Genomic DNA, 20,477 nt, shown 5'->3' with positions numbered 1-20,477 from the left:
TACTGACTGTTTTTTATTAAGAATACGTGCCACCGGCGCGCAGGATGGCAAGCATGGACGAGCCAGCCCCTCAGGTAAACCACACAAGCCGCTAAAAAACGGATTAATCACGTTTTACTACGACTTTAGTCGCTTGCAACAACAAGTGTAAGGTATTATTTACACCTATTGCCTCTTTACCGGTATAACGCATGCGCCTGAAAGTAAACTGTGAAGACCGCCTGGGCCTGACCCGGGAGCTGCTGAATATTCTGGTGGAGCACCGCATTGATTTGCGCGGCATCGAAATAGACATCAGTGGCATCATCTATCTTAACTTTCCCGCTCTCGACTTTGCCGAGCTGCAACATTTGATGCCGGCCATTCGGCGTCTGCCCGGGGTGCACGATGTGCAGACCATTACCTGCATGCCTTCAGAGCAGGAGCACAATGCCATTTCTGCCCTGCTTAAAGTGCTGCCCGATGCCGTGGTGGCGGTGGATATCAAGGGTCGTATTACCCTGGCCAACGACGCCGCCTGCACTTTGCTCAACGCCCCCCAGGCCGAGCTGTTGCAGCAACCCCTGGGGCCGCGTCTGAAAGGCGTTTTTGTCAGCCGCTGGCTGGAGCAGGACAAGCCTCTGCCCCTGAGTGAGCGGGTCACCATTGACGGTGAACCCTGGCTGGCAGATTTTCTGCCCATTTGGGTGAAGGAAGAATCTGGCGGGCAAAGTCTGGCCGGTGCTGTGGTGGTGTTCAAATCTGCCTGGCGCATCGGTCAGCACTTCAAGGCCATGCGCCACCGTGAAACCGGTCACTTTGACGATTTTATTGCGCACAGCCCGGCCATGAGTGAACTGTTAAACGAAGCCCGCCGGCTGGCGGTGCTGGACGCCCCCCTGCTGATCTTGGGGGAAACCGGCACCGGCAAGGAGCAGCTGGCCCGCGCCTGCCACAAGGCCAGCCTGCGCGGCGAGGGCCCCTTTATTTTGCTCAACTGTGCTGCCATTCCCGATGACGCTGCCGAAAACGAGCTGTTCGGTTATGCGCCCGGTGCCTTTGGCAATAACACCAAAGGCAAGCGTGGTGTGCTGGAGCAGGCCAACGGCGGTACTCTGCTGCTGGATGAGATTGGTGAAATGTCACCGTTACAGCAACGCAAGCTGCTGCGTGTGCTGCAGGACGGCGTATTCCGGCGGCTGGGCGATGAGCAGGAAGTGAAGGTGGATATTCGAGTGATCTGCACCAGCCAGCAGGACCTGGCGGCTCTGGTGGAAAACGGTCAGTTCCGTCAGGATCTGTTCTACCGGCTCAACGTGCTCAACCTGCGGGTGCCCTCACTGCGGGAGCGGCAAAAAGACATATTGCCCATGGCCCGGCACCTGTGCACCCGCTATGCCGCCGCACTGGAGCGTTCTCAGCCCAGAATAACCCCAAAGCTGGCCGACTATCTGCAGCACTATCCCTGGCCCGGCAACGTGCGTCAGCTGGGTAACTGTTTGTACCGGGCCATTTGCCTGCTGGAAGGAGACGAGCTGGATGTGGGCGACTTGTCCCTGCCCGAGCATAACAGCCTGCCGGAGCTGCATGCCCTTTGTGACGGCTCCCTGGATGACGCCATGAAAGGGTTTGAGCGCCTGCTGCTGGAGCGGCTGTATCCGGAATATCCGTCCAGCAGGCTGCTGGCCAAACGCCTGGGCATCTCCCATACTGCAGTGGCCAACAAGCTCAGAGACTATGGAATAGGCAAGCATAAAAAATAACGGTTCACGGAGTCATGATGAAATTCATTTTATTACTACTGGCGATACCGGCCCTGTCGGCCTGCGCCCAGCAGGCAGCCCGGCCTGCAACCCCCTTGTGCTCGCCCGAATGGGCTCAATGGGTAGAGCAACGAGTGCAGACCAGCGACGGTCAGGGCCATGGCCCGGATATCGGCTCCGATGAATGGAAGTCGGTGGTGGAATTCCGGCTGAATATTCGTGGCAAGGCCAGTGTGCCCGGGCGCGATACTCAGGCCTGGTGTGAATATATTGACGGCATAGTTAAACAAGGACCGTCCTTCTCCTGTGAGGCGGTTACGCCCGGCAGCACGGAAGAAATGATCTGCAACGACGCCGGCCTGGCAACGCAGGACCGGCAGCTGGCAGAGGTCTATGAGCAGGCACAGGCCAAGGCGGCCGATGAACACCCGCCTACCCTGAAAGCCAGCCAGCGCGGCTGGATCAAGGGCCGCAATGAATGCTGGAAAAGTGCAGACCAGCGTACCTGTGTGCGGGAGCAATATCAGCTGCGCACTGCTGAGCTGCAGGCCCGCTACCGGCTGGTACCGGCCCGCGGGCCTTTTGCCTTCAGTTGCAACGGCAATCCGGCCAATGAGGTGGTTATCACCCATTTTGACACCGAGCCCGCGACACTCATCGCAGAATACGGCGACAGCGTATCACTCATGTATGTGCAGCCCAGCGCCAGCGGCAGCCGCTATGAAGGCCGTAACGAAAGCTTCTGGGAGCATCAGGGGGAAGCCACCGTCCGCTGGGGATACAAGGCTCCGGAAATGACGTGTGTAATAGCACAATAAGCAAACCGGCCTGCTGATGCAGGCCGGTTAGTGTCAGCTGCCCAGTACCACCGTCTTGCCCCGGTACATAAACACCCGTTTTTCGATGTGATACTGAATGGCCCGGGCCAGGGTCACGCATTCTATGTCGCGGCCCTTGGCTACCAGCTCTTCCGGATAGTGGCTGTGATCCACCGCCTGCACCCCCTGAGTAATAATGGGGCCTTCATCCAGCTCGTTATTGATGTAATGGGCCGTGGCCCCTACCAGCTTCACTCCCTTGGCATAGGCCTGATGATAAGGCTGAGCGCCCTTGAAGCCGGGCAGCAGAGAGTGATGAATATTGATGGCGCGGCCCGCCAGCTTGTTACACAAATCCGGGCTTAATACCTGCATGTAGCGTGCCAGCACCACCAGCTCGGCATTGGACTCCTGCACAATTCTCCACAGCTGCGCCTCCTGTTCCGCCTTGGTATCAGGCGTAATGGGCAGGTGGTAATAGGGAATATGATGCCAGTCGGCCAGCCGCTGCAGATCCGGATGATTGGAAATGATCGCCGGAATTTCAATGGCCAGCTGCCCGGTACGATAGCGATAGAGCAAGTCGTTCAGGCAGTGATCAAATTTCGACACCATGATCACCACATTGGGCCTGTGGCTGCGCTCGCTCAGTTCCCAGTCCATGGCATACTTTTGTGCCCGGACGGCAAAGCCGTCGCGAAAGGCGGCTTCATTAAACTCGCCCTGCTCGGGCCTGCGAAACTCCACCCGAATAAAAAAGTAACCGGCGCGGGCATCGTCAAAGGTCTGCATGTCCGCCACATAACATTGTTGCTCATACAGATAACCGGTCACCGCATCCACGGTGCCCAGCCGGCTTTCACAGCTGGCAGTAAGAATAAGCGTGTCGTGCTGCTTCATCTTGCTCCTCCCTGAGTCAGAACAGTTACTTCTCGATCACCAGGCCGTATTCCCGGCTGGCATCCTGCAACCACATCCACACATAATCAGCAAAACTGCGGCGGATCACCAGCTCAAAGCTGTCGGCGCCGGTGCGGCGCAGCAGCGCCGAGCTCTTGGCAAATACCGTGCCCACGCACTTGCCGGTGGGGAACCTGGACGGATGAATGTCGTAGGGGCACGACTTGCGAATCACCATTTCCGCCTTGGGGCCGGACAGCGCTATCACGGTCTGGCCGCCGCTGACGTCGGTAATGGCATAGTGACCCGACAGTTGCTCACGCAGCGCCTGCTGCAGCGGGCCTTCCTGCCCGCCTTCGGTGATGATCAGCCACTCATCGGGCGACAGCCACTGCACCAGTGCCTTGCTGCTCTCGGCAGACTGGCAGGCCTGAGTAGGCAGCGCCACACCCAGCACTTTTTCCACGGTGCGGGCAAACAGCTCGTTGCCTGCATTGCCCCGCAATACCAGGTGTCCCATAAAGGCCTTTTCACGCAGCACCACCTCGCCTTGCTGATCCTGACTGGCCAGGGCGTCGAGATTGGCATGATACAGCGGGGACTCTACCCGCACCTGCTGTTGGGTATCAGTGATTTTGGCGGTGTTATTCAACATGCTGACGCTCTCCTTTGGGATCATAGAAAACAGTGCTGGTGATTTCGGCTTCCAGCACGCGGCCGTCCGCCAACGGGCAATATACGGTGTCGCCCATTCGGTTCAGGCCGTCCTTGACCACGCCCATGGCAATGTTGTGGCCCAGATTGGCACTGTAATAACTGGATGACACATGGCCCACCATGGGCATGGGAATGGCATGGTTGGGGTCCAGCACTATCTGGGCACCTTCCGGAATTACTGTGCTGGCTTCCTTACACTTCAGGCCCACCAGCTGCTTGCGATCGGTGCGGGCCGTGTCTTCCCGCGCCCAGGAACGCTGACCAATGTAGGGGAACGGCTTGTTCTTGCCCACGCACCAGTCCATGTTCAGATCCTGCGGGGTCACAGAGCCGTCGGTGTCCTGACCCACAATGATGAAGCCCTTCTCGGCCCGCAGCACATGCATGGTTTCGGTGCCATAGGGGGTAATATTGAACTCGGCCCCCGCCTCCATCAGCGCCTCCCACACATGCATGCCGTAGTTGGCCTGCACGTTCACCTCAAAGCTCAGCTCACCGGTAAAGGAGATGCGGAAAATACGTCCTTTCACGCCGGCAATGGTGGCATCGCGCCAGGTCATAAAGGGAAAGGCGTCGCGGCTCAAATCCACGTCTTCACACACCTTTTCCAGCACTCTGCGGCTGTTGGGGCCGGATACCGTCATGGTGGCCCAGTGATCGGTGACCGAGGTGAAATACACTTCCAGCTCCGGCCATTCGGTCTGGTGCCACAGCTCCAGCCACTGCAGCACACCAGCGGCACCGCCGGTGGTGGTGGTCATCACAAAGTGCTCATCGCTGATGCAGGAGGTCACCCCATCGTCAAACACCATGCCGTCTTCTTTACACATCAGACCATAGCGGCAGAAACCGGGATTGAGCTTGGCCCAGGCGTTGGTGTAGATGCGCTGCAGAAACTCCCGCGCGTCCTTGCCCTGAATGTCGATCTTGCCCAGGGTGGAGGCATCGAGAATGCCCACGCTGGTCCGGGTGGCCACACACTCGCGGTTCACCGCCTGGTGCATGTCTTCGCCCGCCTTGGGGAAGTACCAGGGGCGCTTCCACTGGCCCACATCCTCAAACTCGGCACCGTTTTTCACATGCCAGGCATGCATGGCGCTGAACCGGGCCGGATCGAACAGGTGACCCGCATTGCGTCCGGCAAAGGCCCCCATGGTGATCGGGGTGTAGTTGGGACGGAATACGGTGGTGCCGGTTTCCGGAATGCTCTTGCCCATGGCATTGGCGGCAATGGCCATGCCGTTGATATTGCCCAGCTTGCCCTGATCGGTACCAAAACCCATGGCGGTGTAACGCTTGATATGCTCGATGGACTCAAAGCCTTCGCGCACAGCAAGCTCAATGCCGGCGGCGGTCACGTCGTTCTGATAATCCACAAACTGCTTGGGCGCACGGCTGTTAGCACGGCTGTGAGGCACCAGGAACAGCGCCTGAGCCCTGTCTTCCCGGGGATCCGTGGTGTTAATATCAGCATCGGTCACCTTGGCAGAAATCTCACCGTAACCAGTGGCCACGGCGGCCTCACGGCCTGCCTTCAGGCCCTCGGCCAGCACGGCAGACAAACCATAAGTACCCTGCACGCCCCCTGCCAGCAGTTGCTTCTGCACGGTGTCGCCGGGCACAAAGCCAATAATATCGGCGTTCCACACCGGACGGGATCCGGTGTGAGCCGTCAGGTGCACCACCGGGCTCCAGCCGCCGGAAGTGGCAATGGTGTCACAATTAAGCTGCAAGGCACTGCCGGCAACGCGGCTGCCGTCGCTGGTGATGGGCGCGACTTTGGCCCCGTTCACCCGCTTTTTGCCGGTGGCTTCAATCAGACCATGGCCGGTATAAATCTTTACACCCCGGGCCTTGAGCTGCTGATAGCGGTCGCCGCTCGGGTTGGCGCGGCTGTCTACCACCGCCACCAGCTCACGGCCGGCGTCCAGCCAGTCGAGGGCGGCCTGATAGCCGTAATCGTTACAGGTCATCAGCACCAGTTGCTTGCCCGGTGCCACGCCGTAGCGGTTGACATAAGTGGACAACGCGCTGGCCACATAGCAGCCGGGCAGATCGTTGTTGGCAAACACCAGCGGCCGCTCCTGGGCACCGGTGGCCAGAATAACGCGGCCGGCACGAATGCGGTGCAGTCGCTGACGGGTCTTGCCGGATACCCGCTCACCCAGATGATCGGTGCGCCGCTCCATCACGGTCACAAAGTTCTGATCGTAATAACCGGCAGCGGTGCTGCGGGGCAGCAGGGTCACATCGGGCAGATTTTCCAGCTCCTTTACCGCCGCTTCTGCCCAGGCCGCCGGAGCCTGACCGTTAATTTGCTGCGTGCTGTGCAGCAGGTGGCCGCCGAATTCGTTCTGCTCGTCTACCAGAATCACCCGCGCCCCTCGGCGACCGGCCGCCAGGGCCGCGGTCAGGCCGGCGGCACCGCCGCCCACCACCAGCACATCGCAGTGATGATTGAGCTTATCGTAGGTGTCCGGATCCCGCTCTTTCGGCACCCGGCCCAGGCCTGCGGCCTTGCGGATCAGGTGCTCGTATTTGGGCCACATGGACTGCGGGTACATAAAGGTTTTGTAGTAAAAGCCGGGGGGCATCATGCTGCCGCCGAGCTTGCCTACCATGCCCATCAGATCCTTTTCCACATTCGGCCAGCCGTTGGTGCTGGCGGCGGTCAGGCCGTCGTAGAGTTCAGCCTGAGTGCCGCGCACATTGGGGATCATGGTGGCTTCGCTGCTGCCTACCTGCAAAATGCAGTTGGGCTCATCGGAGCCGGCCGCCATAATGCCCCGCGGGCGGGAATATTTGAACGAACGGCCTACCACGTCAACGCCGTTGGCCAGCAGGGCCGAGGCAATGGTGTCTCCGGCCAGGCCTTCATAGCGCTTGCCGTTGAAAATAAAGTGGAACGGCTTGCCGGCATCTACCCGGCCTCTGCCCTGAATGCGGTTTTGCTGGCTCATGACTGGCCTCCTTGCTCACCTATCTTGTAGGTTTCCTTGAATTCATAGGTCACGGTATGCCGGGTGGCGTTAAAGAATTTGCGGCAACCGGCGGCGTGGTACCACATCTCCTGATGCAGGCCACGGGGGTTCTTGCGCAAAAACAGATACTCGGCCCATTCTTTGTCATTCAGCGCATTGGGATCCGCGGGGCGGGCAATATGCGCCTCGCCGCCGTAGTTGAATTCTTCTTCTTCCCGGTGTTCGCCGCAGTGCGGACAATAAATGTAAAACATTGTCTCTCTCCTTGATTCGGCAACTAGTGGGCAACGCCGGCTGCACCGTGCTCGTCAATCAGATGGCCGGTGGTAAAGCGGTCCACGTTAAAGGGTTTGGCCAGTTCGTGGGGCTCGTCATTGGCAATGGTGTGAGCGAACACGTTGCCCGAGCCCGGGGTGGCCTTGAAGCCGCCCGTGCCCCAGCCGCAGTTGAAATAGAGGCCCTTGATATGGGTCTTGGAAATAATCGGACAGGCATCGGGGCAGGTGTCCACAATGCCGCCCCAGGTGCGGTTCAGACGTACCCGGCTGAAAATGGGGAACATTTCCACAATGGCCGCCATGGTTTCTTCCACCACCGGGAAGGAGCCGCGCTGGCCGTAACCCAGGTAGCTGTCGATGCCGGCACCGATCACCAGATCCCCCTTGTCGGACTGAGACACATAGCCGTGCACGTGGTTGGACATCACTACTGTGTCGAGAATGGGTTTCACCGGCTCGGAGACCATGGCCTGCAGCGGGTGAGACTCCAGCGGCAGCTTCATGCCCACCATATTGGCCATCACGCCTGAGTTACCGGCGGTCACGCAGGCCACCTTGGGTGCCCGAATAAAGCCGCGGCTGGTGTCTACGCCGGTGACGGCACCGTTTTCCCGGCGAATGCCGGTGACTTCGGTCTGCTGGATCAGATGCACGCCCATGGCGTCGGCGGCGCGGGCAAAGCCCCAGGCCACGGCGTCGTGCCGGGCGGTGCCGCCACGGGGCTGCCAGGACGCGCCCAGTACCGGGTAACGGGCATTTTTGGAGCAATCCAGAATCGGCACCAGCTCCTGCACGTCCCTGGTGTAGAGCACTTCACTGTCGATGCCGTTCAGCCGGTTGGCGTTCACCCGGCGCTCGATGTCGCGCATATCCTGCAGGGTATGCCCCAGATTAAGCACGCCGCGCTGGCTGAACATCAGGTTGTAGTTCAGCTCCTGAGCCAGCCCTTCCCACAGCTTCATGGAGTGCTCATAGAGCCAGGACGCTTCGTCCCACAAATAGTTGGAGCGCACTATGGTGGTGTTACGGGCGGTGTTGCCGCCGCCCAGATAGCCCTTTTCAATCACCGCCACATTGGTAATGCCGTGCTCCTTGGCCAGGTAATAGGCCGTGGCCAGACCATGCCCGCCGCCGCCCACAATAATCACATCGTAGCCTTCGTGCCTGGGCGTGGGGTTCTGCCATACCTTCTGCCAGTTCTCGTGGTGCGTGAGGGCGTGCTTGAGCAGACCAAATCCTGAATATGGTTGGCTGAACATGTTAAAACCTCCGTGTATCTGCAGCTGTTGCGTTAAGGGCATACTACTGCCCTCCCGCCAGCAGCAGCTGCCTGCCTGCGGCGCAAAGCTGCGTATTTGCGACAAAAAATCACATTTGCGCAACAAGTGTGAAACGGGCGTCGCTTTGCCGCTGCGGCACGGCCAAAGAGTGCAATGGTGGCTCCGGCGGGGTAATATTCAGCGAATACGCAGTTACCAATAGTCAGTCGCTTGTCACCGAAGCGCGCAATCACATAAAAACATGTCTCAAGCCAGTGAAAAACGTCACTTCAGCCACCGGCTGCGTGACACCAACAGCGCCTTTCTGCCGGCTCGTTCGCCGGGCAGCGCACCGGTGCGGGTGGGTTTTGTGCTGCAGCCACATTTTTCCATGATGGCCTTTACTGCCGCCGTGGATGCACTGGTTACTGCCAACCTGGTGCAGTCCACCCCCCTGTTCAGCGTGTCCAGCTATGGCCTTCATGGCACCGCCGTTACCAGTGATCTGGCCATTGATATTGCCACCAGCCACGCCCTGGCCGATCTGCCTCTGGACGGTGACGAGGCGCTGGACGTGCTGGTGGTATGTGGCGGTTTTCGTTGCGACCTGTCGGAACAACTGCTGCTGACCCGCAAGCTGAAGCTGGCCAACCGGCGGGAAAAAGTACTGGCAGGCCTGTGGAACGGTGCCGTGGCCCTGGCCCATGCCGGCACCCTTAATCAGCACAGCTGCGCCATTCACCCGGACAACCACAGCTACGCCAGAGAGCGCTTTCCGCAGGTGAAGGTATCCAGTCAGGCCATGGTGGTGGATGAACGCATTCTGACCAGCGCCGGCCCCAGCAGCGCCCTGGAAATGATGCTGATGCTGATAGAGCGGCTGCATGGCCGGGATACGGTGCGTGCCATTCGTGAAATATTAAGCAGTGACCGCCTTGCAGACAGCAGTGAAACCCGGCTGGCGCTGGCCGAGCATGACACTGCCCTGCCCGAGGTATTACGTAATTTGCTGCGACTGATGAACAGCAACATAGAAGAGCCACTTGGCATAGCGGAGCTGGCAGGCTATGTGCAGCTGTCGCGCCGGCGGGTGGAGCGGCTGTTTCAGACCCACCTGCAAACCACCCCGTCCCGTTATTATCTGGAGCTGCGTATCACTCAGGCGCGGCGGTTGCTGCTACAAAGCGATGCCAGCATTGCCAACATAGCGGTGGCCTGCGGCTTTGTCAGCTCCACTCACTTCAGCCATTGCTTCAAGGACTTTTTTGGCGTGTCGCCCAGCCAGGCCAGACAATTACGCCATCGGGCCTGACCCCTGTCATCACCACGGAAAGATAAATGAATATCAGTATGCAAAACAGGAAAGGATATGACGTGAACGGCTGTGTCAGAGCGGTATTGTGATGTTGATGTTTTTCTCGCTGTTACTGTTTATTCCGGCACTGGCCCTTGCCCAACCCGCAGTGATCACCGCCTGCGGCCACCCGGAAACACCACCCGTTTCCTGGGAGCAAGACAACGAGCTGACCGGCATTGCTCCTCACCTGGTTCGCAAGCTGCTCTCAGAGCAGGGCTATCACCTTAATATGCGTGTATTTGGCAACTGGCAGCGCTGCCAGCTGGCAGCCCGCCGGGGCCAGGTAGACCTGCTGGTTGCTGCCTATAAAACGCACGCCCGGGAGCGCAACTTTGTCTTCAGCCACACCCCCATAGTGGCGGATCCTGTGGTACTGTTTACTCATTTCGGCAACGGCAGCCGCAGCCCTTGGGATCTCGGCAGCAACACCCTGGGCATGTTATTCGGTGACAGCTTTGGCGACCACTTTGATCAAAAAGTCCGCCGTCATCCTCATGTGGAACGGGTGTCTACCGGCAAGCAAAATTTTCACAAGCTGGCGATGGGCCGTATCGACTACATGCCCATTGGCCTGATTACCGGCCGGTTGCAGGCACAAAAGCTGGCGCTGGCAGACAGAGTGCAGCCCCTGCCGGCGTTGCTCACACTGGAGTATTATCATCTGGCCGTGCCCAAAGGCTCAGTGCTTGAGCCCTTGCTGCCGGTGCTGTCGGCCCGGCTGCAGGAACTGGCCGAAGAACACTATATAGCGCGTATTACGCCTTTTTATGAACGCAAATACCTGGATGCCCCCTGATGAGTACCTTGCTGAGCATGCTGCCCCGCTCCCGCCGGCGCACCTTGAGTTTTCGCCTGTTCTGGCTGGTGATAGGAGTGAGCCTGTGCTTTACCCTGCTCTCCACCACGGTTCAGGTATGGCTGGATCACCGTAAAATCAGCCAAGACATGAACGAGCGCCTGGCACTGATTGAAGACAGCTATCTGGAAGGACTGTCTCAGAGCCTGTGGGATCTCAATTTGCCTCAGGCCATGCTGCAGCTCGACAGTATGCTCGACATGCCTCATATGGCCAGCCTTACCGTGACCGGAGATGGTCTGGCGCAGCCGCTTACGCTTGGCCAGCGCCTGAGTAATGACAGTGTTAACCGCCACCGCTTTGAGCTGATTTATCCCAGCCCGGCCCTTGGGCCGCAGCAGGTGGGCCAGCTGGAAGTGGCATTCAGCAAGCAAAGCATTCGTCATCAGCTGTTTTTGCGGGCCCGTACCATTTTGCTGGGTCAGTCGTTAACCGTGCTGCTGATTGCACTGAGCCTGATGCTGGTATTTCGCCGGCGGGTCACCCGTCATCTGGAGCGCATGGCCCGCTATGTGGAGCAGATTGGTGAGGGCCGCCCCGATGCCGCGCCCCTTAACCTGGCCCGCAGCCGGGGGGAGCTGCCCGATGAACTCGACACCCTGGTCGGTGCCATCAACACCATGCGCCAGTCGGTGGAGCGTCGCCAGAGCGAGCTGCAACACGACAAGAAAAAACTCGAAGCCCTGGTCGACAAACGCACACAGAACCTGCGTCAGGCCAAGGAAGAGGCAGAAGCCGCCGACAGTGCCAAATCCCGCTTTATTGCCAATATGACTCACGAGCTTCGCACCCCCATGAACGGCATTCTGGGCACCCTTACCCTGCTTAAGCCGGCCATGGAACACCGCGCCGAAAAAGGCCTGATAGATACGCTGCAACACTCGGCAGATCACCTGCTGATGCTGCTGAACGACGTGCTCGACTATGCCGCACTGGAACAAGGCCCGCTGCCGGAAGATCCTGCGCCCTTTGCCCTGAGCGAGCTGCTGGAAAGTACCATTGCCATGATGCAGGGCTATGCCGGCGCCAAACAGATCCGGCTGCGGCTCAATGCCCCCGATTCCTTGCCCTGGCTCCTGGGCCATGCCGGCCGGGTGCGTCAGGTGCTGATTAACCTGCTCTCCAACGCCATCAAGTTTACCGAAGAAGGCGGCCAGGTACGGCTGGCGGTGCGCCCGGTAGGCAAGGGCTGGCAGTTTGTGGTGGAAGACAACGGCATTGGCATTGCCAGCGAACAGCAACACCGCATTTTTGACCGCTTTACTCAGGCCGATGAGAGCATCAGCCGGCGCTATGGCGGCACTGGCCTGGGGCTGGCCATTTCCCGCCGGCTGATTGAAGCCATGGGCGGCACTCTGAACCTGGACAGCGCGCCCGGTCAGGGCAGCCGGTTCAGCTTTACCCTGCCGCTCACCAGGGTGGCTCCCCTGTCACAAGCCCAGCACACCGAGCTGGCTGCCCTGCCCAGCCTCAGCCTGCTGCTGGTGGAAGACGTGGCCATTAACAGAGGCATTCTCACTGCGCTGCTGGAGCAGCATCACCATATTGTCAGCCAGGCAGAAAGCGGCGAGCAGGCGCTGGAAATGGCGCGCATGCAGGCCTTTGATGCCATTTTAATGGACATGCACCTGCCGGGCATGGATGGCCTGGAAACCAGCCGTCAGCTGCGGGAACAAATTACCGGCCTGAATCAGGACACGCCCGTAATTGCCCTCACCGCCAGCGTGACTCCGGAAGACATACGCCGCTATCTGGATGCGGGCCTGAAAGCCGTGGTGGCCAAGCCGGTACAATGGCCACGGCTCACTCAGGCGCTGGCCAGGGCCATGGACATAAAACTGCAGCCGGAGCTGGCGCTGGATCAGCCCCTGCTGCAGGAGCACCTGCGGGTGCTGGGCCGAAGCCGGCTGCTGGCCATGGTAAAAAGCTTTGCCAGTGAGCTGCCCGCCAGAACCGCCGAGCTGCACCGCGCCATAGAAGACGAAGATCATCACGAGCTGGCCCGGCTGGCCCACCGCCTCGGCGGCACCGCCGGCATGCTGGCGCAAGACCGGCTGGCCCAGGCCCTGAATGAGCTGGAGCAGGCCGCCAAAGCCCAGATACCCTTCCAGCAGCTGCCGATCACCGCCCTGGAGCGGGTGATTCGGGACACCCGCAAAACCCTGGTGGTGCTGTGCCAGCGGCTGGAGCGTAAGTAAATAGTTACCAATGGATACCCATAACGTTATGCCCGCGAAGGCGGGCACTCAGTGCATATGACAAGCTAATACACAACACTGCTCTGCAGAGCCGGCAATAGCAATCAAGTGGGCGGCTCCCTTCAGATTAAAATATCAGCGTTTCGCCGTCTGTCGGGATCTCAATCCGCTGCTCCAGCTCCTGCTCCCGAACATAACCGCTAAGCTCGTCGCGGGACTGGCCCATATGGTTGATGGCATCCATATGCACCGCCACCACGGTCGCCTCGGGCGCTTGCTCGGCCAGACGCACCACGTCTTCCTTGCCCATGATAATGGCACCGTCATAGCCGTTAAGACGCGCATAGCCGGCATTCGCCACCACCACCTGCGGGTGGTACTCGGCCAGTGCCTGGCCGACCTCATTACGCCAGATGGTATCCCCCACCAGATACAGTGTTTCGTGCTCCGGTGCTTCAAAGACCACCCCCATGGCATCGCCAAGGAAACCGGCCAGCTCGGGGCTGGCAAACATCTCATCGGTGCCGTGCTGGCCACCGGTCCGGCTGAGGGTCACGCCACCGAACTCGGCGGTGTCAGCAAGAATGCGTACGTCGGTAAATCCCTGGGAGCGGATTAGCTCGGCATCGGCCTCATGCTGAGTAAACAACGGAATATTCTTGGGCAACAGCGCCTGAGCCGCGTCATCCCAGTGATCCAGATGGGTGTGGGTCACGATGATGGCGTCCACGTCGCCAAAGACCGCTTCCGCCGGCATCGGCAACTCAACCAGCGGATTGCGCAGGTGGCTGCGATAGGTGCCTTCAAACCCCGGGTAGGTTCCCTTTTTCGCCAGCATGGGATCGATCAGAAAGGTCGTGTCAGCATAGGTGATTTTCACCGTGGCGTTGCGAATGAGCTGTACCTTTACCTCACCGTCTTGTGCCCTCATGGCGACGGATTCATGGGCAAAGGCACCCTGGCCGGCAAGCCCCAGGGCCAGGGCGATAGATGTGACTAACGTTTTGATGTGCATGATACGACTCCTGTAATGGTGATTCGCCCCCGGCGGTACCGGGAAGCGATTTGAACGCAGCCAGTGTGCCGGGAGACGCCGGAGCGCACCATTGACCTGAGTGACAATGTAAGATAGTTTTGGGCCATTCACCTACCCCGAGGAAATCCATGCCTTCCACCCGCATTGCCGTGCTCGTCTTTGAAGGGGTCAGCCTGTTTCAGCTCTCCATCCCGGCAATGGCCTTCGGTGCCGTCAACGGGCCGGCAGACTTTCCCCGTTATGAGGTGCGCTACTGTGCCCAGCAGCCCGGCGCGGTCCGCAGTGATCAGGGGCTGGTTGTCCAGGTGCAGGACGGGCTGGAGGCCATGGACGAAGCCGACATCATCATAGTGCCTGCCTGGGACAAGCCGGAAACCCCGGCCCCGGCCGAGCTAACATCGGCCTTGCGCCGGGCCCACCAGCGGGGCGCCCTGGTAGTGGGGCTTTGCCTGGGCGCCTTTGTTCTCGGCGATGCCGGCCTGCTCGACGGCCGCGAAGCCACCACCCACTGGATGGCGAGAGAGCTGTTTGCCCAGCGTTTTCCCCACACCCTGTTCCGGCCAGAGGTGCTGTATGTTGCGGACGCTAACGTGGTGACCTCGGCAGGTACCGTGGCCGCCATCGACTGCTGCCTGCAACTGGTGCGTGAGCGCCATGGTGCCGACGCGGCCAACCGCATGGCCCGGCTGCTGGTCACCCCGCCGCACCGTCAGGGCGGCCAGGCGCAATACATTGAACGGCCGATTCCCCAGCTCCACAGCGAAAACCGCCTGCCCGGCGTACTGGAATGGGCCCGCGCACATCTGGCCGAGCCGCTTTCGGTCGACCAGCTGGCCGGGGTGGCCATGATGAGCCGGCGCACCTTTACCCGGCGTTTTCGTGAAGCAACCGGCACCACTATCGTCAAGTGGCTCAATACCGAACGGGTGGCCCGGGCACAACAACTGCTGGAAACCACCGAACTGCCCATCGAATGCATTGCCGCGGAAGTCGGCTTTGGCACGCCCCTGTCTTTGCGCCAGCAATTCAGCGCCCAGCTGGGTACCTCGCCGTCGGATTACCGGCGCACCTTTTGCCTGCGCCGGCAGGCCGGCCATCAGGAATCCCGTCACCCATGAGCGAAACACCCCAGACCGAGATTGGACTCATCCTGTATTCAGGGGCTCAGCAGTCGGCCGTGCTGGGGCTGACCGATTTGTTCGGCATGGCCAACCGCATAGCCACCGGCCACGGCCAAAACAATGCGCCGATATTGCGTATCAGCCACTGGCAGGCGGAGGCCGCAGCCGCCGCGCCGCACCGAGTGTTTGACAGCAGCCCGGGTACACTGCCGGTCACCCCGACGGCGCTGATCCTGCCGCCGACCTTGGGCGAGCCGATGACCGCGGAAACATCCGCCCCACTGGCACGCTGGCTGCGCGACCAGCATGCCGGGGGAGCTATCCTCGGCTCGGTGTGCGCCGGGGCCTTTGTGCTGGCCGCCACCGGCCGAGTGGACGGCCGACGGATCACCACCCACTGGACCTATGCCGAGACACTGCAACAGCGCTTTCCAAAGGTGCGGGTAGATGCCGACCAAATGCTCATCGACGACGGCGATATCCTTACCGCCGGGGGCCTGATGTCCTGGACCGATCTGGGCCTGCGGCTGGTGGATCGCCTGCTCGGCCCCGGCGTGATGCTGGAAACGGCCCGCATGCTGCTGGTAGACCCGCCCGGCCGCGAACAACGTTACTACAGCGTATTTTCTCCTCGTCTCACTCATGGCGATGCCGCCGTGCTCAAACTACAGCACTGGCTGCAGGCCACCGGTGCCAAAGATATGGCCCTGACAACCCTGGCCGCCCGGGCCGGGCTGGGAGAGCGCACCCTGTTACGCCGGTTTCAGAAAGCCACCGGCATGACCACCACCGAATATTGCCAGCGCCTGCGGGTAGGCCGGGCACGGGAGTTGCTACAGGTTGGCGGTACCACCATAGAGCGGGTGGCTTGGGAAGTAGGCTACGGCGACACCGGTGCCTTTCGCAAGGTGTTCACCCGTCTCGTGGGCCTGGCCCCCGGCGAATATCGCCGCCGTTTTGGTACCGGGCAGGCCTGCGGGAAACAAGACGGCACTGATTGACTGAATGTCGTTATCACCCCGCAAATTGTCGCCAGCGACACTGTCCTCCTCATCCGCAGACAAGCACAATAACCTCTCCATTCATCAGGAGACTGCACCATGAAGCAACGCGGACTGATCGTGATCGATCTGCAAAATGAATACCTGCCCACCGGCAAGCTGCCCCTGACCGGGATTGAAGCGGCAGCGGCGAATGCCGTCAGGGTAATTGCCGATGCCCGCGAGCAAGGCATACCGGTGTTTCATATTCGGCATGAGTTCGCCAACGGCGAAGCCCCTGTTTTCGTGCCCGGCACCGACGGCGTGAACATCATGTCTGACGTAACACCGGCCGAAAACGAACCGGTTATCGTCAAGAATTACGTCAATTCGTTCCGCGACACCGATCTCAAGCAACAGCTCGAGGCCCGTGAGATTGAAGAGGTGGTCATTATTGGTGCCATGAGCCACATGTGCGTGGATGCCGGCGTGCGCGCCGCAGCCGACATGGGCTACCCGGTCACCGTGGTGCACGATGCCTGCGCCACGCTTGACCTGGAATTCAATGGCGTGACCGTGCCTGCGGCCCAGGTTCACGCCGCCATGATGGCGGCGTTCGAGTTCGGCTACGCCACCGTCGTCTCAACCGACACTTATCTGACCCGAAGTTGAGTAACTGCGGAGAAATAAAAGCCCCCACTCCCATCAGCAGAAACGGCAGCAGGGTAATGAGGGAACCCCCGACATAGCTATCAGCGGCGGCCGTTGTCGTCCCGGCTTTCAATCTGCACCCCGGCGTTATGGAATTTATTGGAATGGCGAATAGCGCGACAGCCACTATGCCCGCAAGCGTGCTTCCGACTTCAGCTCTGGGGTAGCGCCTCGCGCTGATAATGGCGGTGCTTGTGGGCGTACATCTGGTGATCGGCCAGGTTCAGCAGAGCCTGCGCCGTGGTGCCGTCTTGCGGGTACAGCGCCGCCCCCATGCTGAAGCCGCAGCGCCTGGTCGTTAATTGCAAACGCAGGTGCCATGGCCGCCTCAATGCGCGCAGTGGCTTGCGCCACATCCTTCGGCTGCGCTATCTGGGTCAGCAAAATCACAAACTCGTCTCCGCCCATGCGCGCCAGGGTGTCTGAATCCCGCAACAGGGGCTGAATGCGCCCGGCCACCTGCTGCAGCAGGCAGTCTCCCGCCTCGTGGCCATGGTCGTCGTTGACCTTCTTGAAGCCATTAAGCTCGATAAACAGCACGGCCAGCGGCACCCCGGTGCGTTGTGCCAGGGCTATGGCCTGTTTCAGGCGTTCGTGCAGCATATAGCGGTTGGGCAGGCCGGTGAGGCTGTCGTGATGGGCCAGATACTGCATTTTCTCTTCGGCCGCCTTGCGCCCCGAAATATCGGTCACCATGTTCAGGGTGGCCGGCTCGCCCTGCCAGACAATGGCGACCCCGCTCAGCTCAATGGGATAACTGGTGCCATCCTTTTTCAGAAACAGGCTTTCGTAGCGCTGGGGGGATGGCTCGCCCGCCAGCCGGCGCAGGTGGTTTGCCAGCATCACCTCACGGGCCGAAGGGTCGATCAGCGGCATAAAGGTGGGCAGCGCACGCAACTCGGCCTCGCTGTAGCCGGTCATCTCGCACATGCGCGGGTTCAGGTAAACCAGCCGCCGGCTCTGCACCACCACTATGCCCTCATGGGCGGTTTCTACCAGGTAGCGAAAGGAGTCTGCCCGCTCGCGTACATTCTGCTCCACGCCATCATGACGGCTTGCCGCCCGCCGATGACGCCAAAGAGACCACGCACAGCCCCCGGCCAGCACCAGCAGTGCGACCACTGCACTCCAGGCCAGATACGGACTGACCAGGTAACCTGCTTCCGTGCTTACTATCATGCCCGACACCCTATACCTCATCCCTGTTCGGTCGTTTTCCGTGTACAGCACCAATGGATTCAAATGTGCCGAAACCGGGTAAGCTTATCCGCTGTCAAAGGCAGGTGCCATTGATAAACATCAAAAACTGGCGTTAATGCCTGAAAAACAAGCGTGAAGCAGCTGGCCGGTGTGCCGACGAGAAGACCCGGCAAACCGGGATATCTTTCCTGCAAAAGCCCTCATCATTGAACTGGTTACCATTTCTGCTTCACTCCAAATGCAGTTCACCGCTCACGAACAGTCAAAAAGCGCAAAAAACAAGCAAAGATCACAATTAACCCTCTCCCCCGAGGGCAAAATAACGTATATTCCAGCCTCGATTTTTTGACTGTAGCGACACTACAGAGGAACTCTTATGCAATTTTCATCTCTGGATCTGGCCCCCGAGCTGCAACAGGCACTCGCAGACTGTGGCTACAGCGAAATGACTCCGGTTCAAACCCAGGCCGTGGTGCCCGCCCGCCGCGGCAAGGATCTGCAGGTAACGGCGCAAACCGGCACCGGCAAAACCGCCGCTTTTGCCCTGCCCGTGCTGCAGCGCATGACAGACAACCCCAGGGCTACAGTGGAGCGCCGCCCCCGCGCGCTTATTCTTACTCCCACCCGAGAGCTGGCCGAGCAGCTGGCAGACAACATTACCGCCTATGCCAAATATCTGCCCATCAGCGTGACTGCGCTCTATGGCGGCGTAAAAATGGGCGGCCAGGCCAACAAGCTGCGTGCCGGTACCGATGTGGTGATCTCCACCCCCGGCCGGCTGATGGAGCACATTACTCTTGGGAACGTGGCCCTGACCGACGTGGAGTTTGTGGTGCTGGACGAAGCCGACCGCATGCTCGACATGGGCTTTATTACCGATGTGCTCAAGCTGATGCAGCTGACCGCACCCAAGCGCCAGACTTTGCTGTTTTCCGCCACCACCTCGCCGGCGGTAAACGAGCTGGCCCACAAGGTGCTGCACAACCACCAGCAAATTCGCGTAACCCGGGTAAACAGCACCGCCGATACCGTGCGCCATGCGGTATATCCGGTGGAAGAAAACCGCAAAATTGAGCTGTTTGAACAGCTGCTGGATGAACAGAACTGGTTTCAGGTGCTGGTGTTTACCAGTACCCGGGAGCAGGCCGACCGCCTGCTGGCCGGACTGAAAAAGCGCAAGGTGGAAGCCGCCGTATGCCATGGTGACAAAAGCCAGGGCAGCCGCCGCCGTGCCATTGCCGACTTTAAATCCGGCAAGCTGCAGGTGCTGATTGCCACCGAAGTGGCCGCCCGCGGCCTGGACATTCAGGGCCTGGAGCAGGTGGTGAACTTTAACCTGCCCTACCTGCCGGAAGATTATGTTCACCGCATTGGCCGCACCGGCCGCGCCGGCGCACCGGGCAAAGCCATTTCCTTTGTAAGCCGGGAAGAAGAACAAACCCTGGCCCGCATTGAAAAACTCATTGGCGCGCCCATCAAGCGCATTAATAAAGCCGGCTATGAAGTCTCCAACCGGGACGTGCTGCTGAAAAAGATCTCCCGCAAGGTACTCTCCGGCCGCACCAATAAAAGCACCGCCACCACCATAGAGCTGGAAGGCAGTAACGACGGCCACAACACGCCCAAAAGCAACCGCACCGACAGCAGCAAAAAACGCAACCCCAGCCAGGTGCTGCTGAAAAAAACCGGCCAGCAAAAAGCCGGCCCCAAGAAAAAGAAACTGCGCGGCAAACGCGCCGAGCGGTTCTCCCGCTAAGCGATATCAGAGCCGGCCACATTGGCCGGCTTTTTACTACCCTGCCAGTCACTCCTGTGAAGGCAAAAACCCAGGCAAACACTCAGAAAAACCATCACTACACGCCCATTTCTCGCAAAACAGCATTTCCGCATTGCTTTTTCAGACTCATACGACAAAATACCAAGCTTCAACAAGGGTTTCAGGCATGCGCTTACGCCTCAGCAACAGTGATGGGCGGTAGCGTTGGCCGGCTCTGGTAAAAAGCCTGATTTTTGTACAGTACATTTTTAACATGCAGCCGGCCATGCTCATATTGCTGCGCTAGCATGCTCAAAAATAACGGCCGTTTGGTAAAAACTTAAGTTAGATCATGAAGTTACATACCTAACATTTGGAGATAATGAGCAAGGCCTGAACAAATATGAGCATGCTCATTTTTTACACAACCACAAGGCTTAATGTTTGTTATTTAAGCAACAAAATCAGTTACTTGAACGGGATGCTCGCTAAATCAGCAAAGAACAAATATGAGCGCGCTCGTTATTAAAATGTTAGCTTTCAAATAGGAATATTTGCCACAAGGAG

General features: G+C 59.5%; 16 protein-coding genes. 9 read left to right on the top strand and 7 right to left on the bottom strand.

Annotated features, from left to right (window positions below; all coding sequences use genetic code 11):
• Positions 1-191 precede the first annotated feature (191 nt).
• Both tyrR and N2M06_RS05710 read left to right on the top strand, forming a co-directional pair.
• Positions 192-1,742, top strand: coding sequence for a transcriptional regulator TyrR (gene tyrR, locus N2M06_RS05715; RefSeq protein ID WP_019934110.1), 1,551 nt, complete (start codon positions 192-194; stop codon positions 1,740-1,742).
• A 14-nt stretch (positions 1,743-1,756) separates the two neighbouring features.
• Positions 1,757-2,560 (top strand): MliC family protein, encoded by an 804-nt coding sequence (locus N2M06_RS05710; RefSeq protein ID WP_346351889.1) that lies wholly within the window; start codon positions 1,757-1,759, stop codon positions 2,558-2,560.
• Positions 2,561-2,593: 33 nt separating this feature from the next.
• Here N2M06_RS05710 and purU read toward each other — a convergent pair whose 3' ends face one another.
• Genes purU through N2M06_RS05685 form a run of 5 tightly spaced genes read right to left on the bottom strand, consistent with a single transcriptional unit; the run spans position 2,594 to position 8,695 of the window.
• Entirely contained in the window at positions 2,594-3,460 is an 867-nt protein-coding gene (gene purU, locus N2M06_RS05705; RefSeq protein ID WP_317074749.1) for a formyltetrahydrofolate deformylase, read from the bottom strand.
• 25 nt (positions 3,461-3,485) lie between these two features.
• Positions 3,486-4,115, bottom strand: coding sequence for a sarcosine oxidase subunit gamma (locus N2M06_RS05700; RefSeq protein WP_317074750.1), 630 nt, complete (start codon positions 4,113-4,115; stop codon positions 3,486-3,488).
• A complete protein-coding gene (locus tag N2M06_RS05695; RefSeq protein ID WP_346351888.1) occupies positions 4,105-7,137 on the bottom strand; it encodes a sarcosine oxidase subunit alpha family protein in 3,033 nt (1,010 codons plus the stop codon). The genes N2M06_RS05700 and N2M06_RS05695 overlap by 11 nt, the downstream gene beginning before the upstream one ends.
• Complete coding sequence (locus N2M06_RS05690; RefSeq protein ID WP_346351887.1) at positions 7,134-7,412, bottom strand: sarcosine oxidase subunit delta; 279 nt, start codon at positions 7,410-7,412, stop codon at positions 7,134-7,136. The genes N2M06_RS05695 and N2M06_RS05690 overlap by 4 nt, the downstream gene beginning before the upstream one ends.
• A 23-nt stretch (positions 7,413-7,435) precedes the next feature.
• The gene (locus N2M06_RS05685; RefSeq protein WP_346351886.1) at positions 7,436-8,695 is read right to left on the bottom strand and encodes a sarcosine oxidase subunit beta family protein; all 1,260 of its coding nucleotides are present in this window, start codon (positions 8,693-8,695) and stop codon (positions 7,436-7,438) included.
• A 262-nt stretch (positions 8,696-8,957) separates the two neighbouring features.
• Here N2M06_RS05685 and N2M06_RS05680 point away from each other — a divergent pair, with 262 nt between their 5' ends.
• From N2M06_RS05680 to N2M06_RS05670, 3 genes are all read left to right on the top strand, one after another.
• Positions 8,958-10,007, top strand: a complete 1,050-nt coding sequence (locus N2M06_RS05680) for a helix-turn-helix domain-containing protein (protein WP_346351885.1) — start codon at positions 8,958-8,960, stop codon at positions 10,005-10,007.
• A 91-nt stretch (positions 10,008-10,098) separates the two neighbouring features.
• Positions 10,099-10,848 carry a transporter substrate-binding domain-containing protein gene (locus N2M06_RS05675; protein WP_346351884.1) on the top strand — a complete coding sequence of 250 codons (750 nt, stop codon included), beginning with the start codon at positions 10,099-10,101 and terminating at the stop codon, positions 10,846-10,848.
• A complete protein-coding gene (locus N2M06_RS05670) occupies positions 10,848-13,106 on the top strand; it encodes an ATP-binding protein (RefSeq protein ID WP_346351883.1) in 2,259 nt (752 codons plus the stop codon). Before N2M06_RS05675 ends, N2M06_RS05670 begins: the two co-directional genes overlap by 1 nt.
• A 127-nt stretch (positions 13,107-13,233) precedes the next feature.
• On the opposite strand, the gene N2M06_RS05665 is transcribed toward N2M06_RS05670, so the two are convergent.
• A complete protein-coding gene (locus N2M06_RS05665; protein ID WP_346351882.1) occupies positions 13,234-14,121 on the bottom strand; it encodes an MBL fold metallo-hydrolase in 888 nt (295 codons plus the stop codon).
• A 149-nt stretch (positions 14,122-14,270) separates the two neighbouring features.
• On the opposite strand from N2M06_RS05665, the gene N2M06_RS05660 reads away from it, so the two are divergent.
• The 3 genes from N2M06_RS05660 to N2M06_RS05650 all read left to right on the top strand — a co-directional run bounded on the left by N2M06_RS05660 (position 14,271) and on the right by N2M06_RS05650 (position 16,915).
• Positions 14,271-15,260, top strand: a complete 990-nt coding sequence (locus N2M06_RS05660; protein WP_346351881.1) for a helix-turn-helix domain-containing protein — start codon at positions 14,271-14,273, stop codon at positions 15,258-15,260.
• Positions 15,257-16,264 carry a GlxA family transcriptional regulator gene (locus N2M06_RS05655; RefSeq protein WP_346351880.1) on the top strand — a complete coding sequence of 336 codons (1,008 nt, stop codon included), beginning with the start codon at positions 15,257-15,259 and terminating at the stop codon, positions 16,262-16,264. The genes N2M06_RS05660 and N2M06_RS05655 overlap by 4 nt, the downstream gene beginning before the upstream one ends.
• 99 nt (positions 16,265-16,363) lie before the next feature.
• Positions 16,364-16,915, top strand: a complete 552-nt coding sequence (locus N2M06_RS05650) for a cysteine hydrolase family protein (RefSeq protein WP_317074761.1) — start codon at positions 16,364-16,366, stop codon at positions 16,913-16,915.
• A 165-nt stretch (positions 16,916-17,080) separates the two neighbouring features.
• Here N2M06_RS05650 and N2M06_RS05645 read toward each other — a convergent pair whose 3' ends face one another.
• Positions 17,081-18,133 carry a diguanylate cyclase gene (locus N2M06_RS05645; protein WP_346351879.1) on the bottom strand — a complete coding sequence of 351 codons (1,053 nt, stop codon included), beginning with the start codon at positions 18,131-18,133 and terminating at the stop codon, positions 17,081-17,083.
• A 397-nt stretch (positions 18,134-18,530) separates the two neighbouring features.
• Here N2M06_RS05645 and N2M06_RS05640 point away from each other — a divergent pair, with 397 nt between their 5' ends.
• Positions 18,531-19,910, top strand: coding sequence for a DEAD/DEAH box helicase (locus N2M06_RS05640; protein ID WP_346351878.1), 1,380 nt, complete (start codon positions 18,531-18,533; stop codon positions 19,908-19,910).
• Positions 19,911-20,477: the final 567 nt, after the last annotated feature.

Origin of the sequence: Oceanimonas sp. AH20CE76 (assembly GCF_039654065.1) — a bacterium.
Lineage (GTDB): Bacteria > Pseudomonadota > Gammaproteobacteria > Enterobacterales > Aeromonadaceae > Oceanimonas > Oceanimonas smirnovii.
The sequence above is the reverse complement of the archived record's forward strand: the minus strand, read 5'-3'. Positions and strand labels throughout refer to the sequence as shown.

Bases quoted from the DNA above. Each gene is read 5' to 3' on its own strand.
- tyrR (WP_019934110.1), top strand. From the start codon at position 192: ATGCGCCTGAAAGTAAACTGTGAAGACCGCCTGGGCCTGACCCGGGAG.
- N2M06_RS05710 (WP_346351889.1), top strand. From the start codon at position 1,757: ATGATGAAATTCATTTTATTACTACTGGCGATACCGGCCCTGTCGGCC.
- purU (WP_317074749.1), bottom strand. From the start codon at position 3,460: ATGAAGCAGCACGACACGCTTATTCTTACTGCCAGCTGTGAAAGCCGG.
- N2M06_RS05700 (WP_317074750.1), bottom strand. From the start codon at position 4,115: ATGTTGAATAACACCGCCAAAATCACTGATACCCAACAGCAGGTGCGG.
- N2M06_RS05695 (WP_346351888.1), bottom strand. From the start codon at position 7,137: ATGAGCCAGCAAAACCGCATTCAGGGCAGAGGCCGGGTAGATGCCGGC.
- N2M06_RS05690 (WP_346351887.1), bottom strand. From the start codon at position 7,412: ATGTTTTACATTTATTGTCCGCACTGCGGCGAACACCGGGAAGAAGAA.
- N2M06_RS05685 (WP_346351886.1), bottom strand. From the start codon at position 8,695: ATGTTCAGCCAACCATATTCAGGATTTGGTCTGCTCAAGCACGCCCTC.
- N2M06_RS05680 (WP_346351885.1), top strand. From the start codon at position 8,958: ATGTCTCAAGCCAGTGAAAAACGTCACTTCAGCCACCGGCTGCGTGAC.
- N2M06_RS05675 (WP_346351884.1), top strand. From the start codon at position 10,099: ATGTTGATGTTTTTCTCGCTGTTACTGTTTATTCCGGCACTGGCCCTT.
- N2M06_RS05670 (WP_346351883.1), top strand. From the start codon at position 10,848: ATGAGTACCTTGCTGAGCATGCTGCCCCGCTCCCGCCGGCGCACCTTG.
- N2M06_RS05665 (WP_346351882.1), bottom strand. From the start codon at position 14,121: ATGCACATCAAAACGTTAGTCACATCTATCGCCCTGGCCCTGGGGCTT.
- N2M06_RS05660 (WP_346351881.1), top strand. From the start codon at position 14,271: ATGCCTTCCACCCGCATTGCCGTGCTCGTCTTTGAAGGGGTCAGCCTG.
- N2M06_RS05655 (WP_346351880.1), top strand. From the start codon at position 15,257: ATGAGCGAAACACCCCAGACCGAGATTGGACTCATCCTGTATTCAGGG.
- N2M06_RS05650 (WP_317074761.1), top strand. From the start codon at position 16,364: ATGAAGCAACGCGGACTGATCGTGATCGATCTGCAAAATGAATACCTG.
- N2M06_RS05645 (WP_346351879.1), bottom strand. From the start codon at position 18,133: ATGATAGTAAGCACGGAAGCAGGTTACCTGGTCAGTCCGTATCTGGCC.
- N2M06_RS05640 (WP_346351878.1), top strand. From the start codon at position 18,531: ATGCAATTTTCATCTCTGGATCTGGCCCCCGAGCTGCAACAGGCACTC.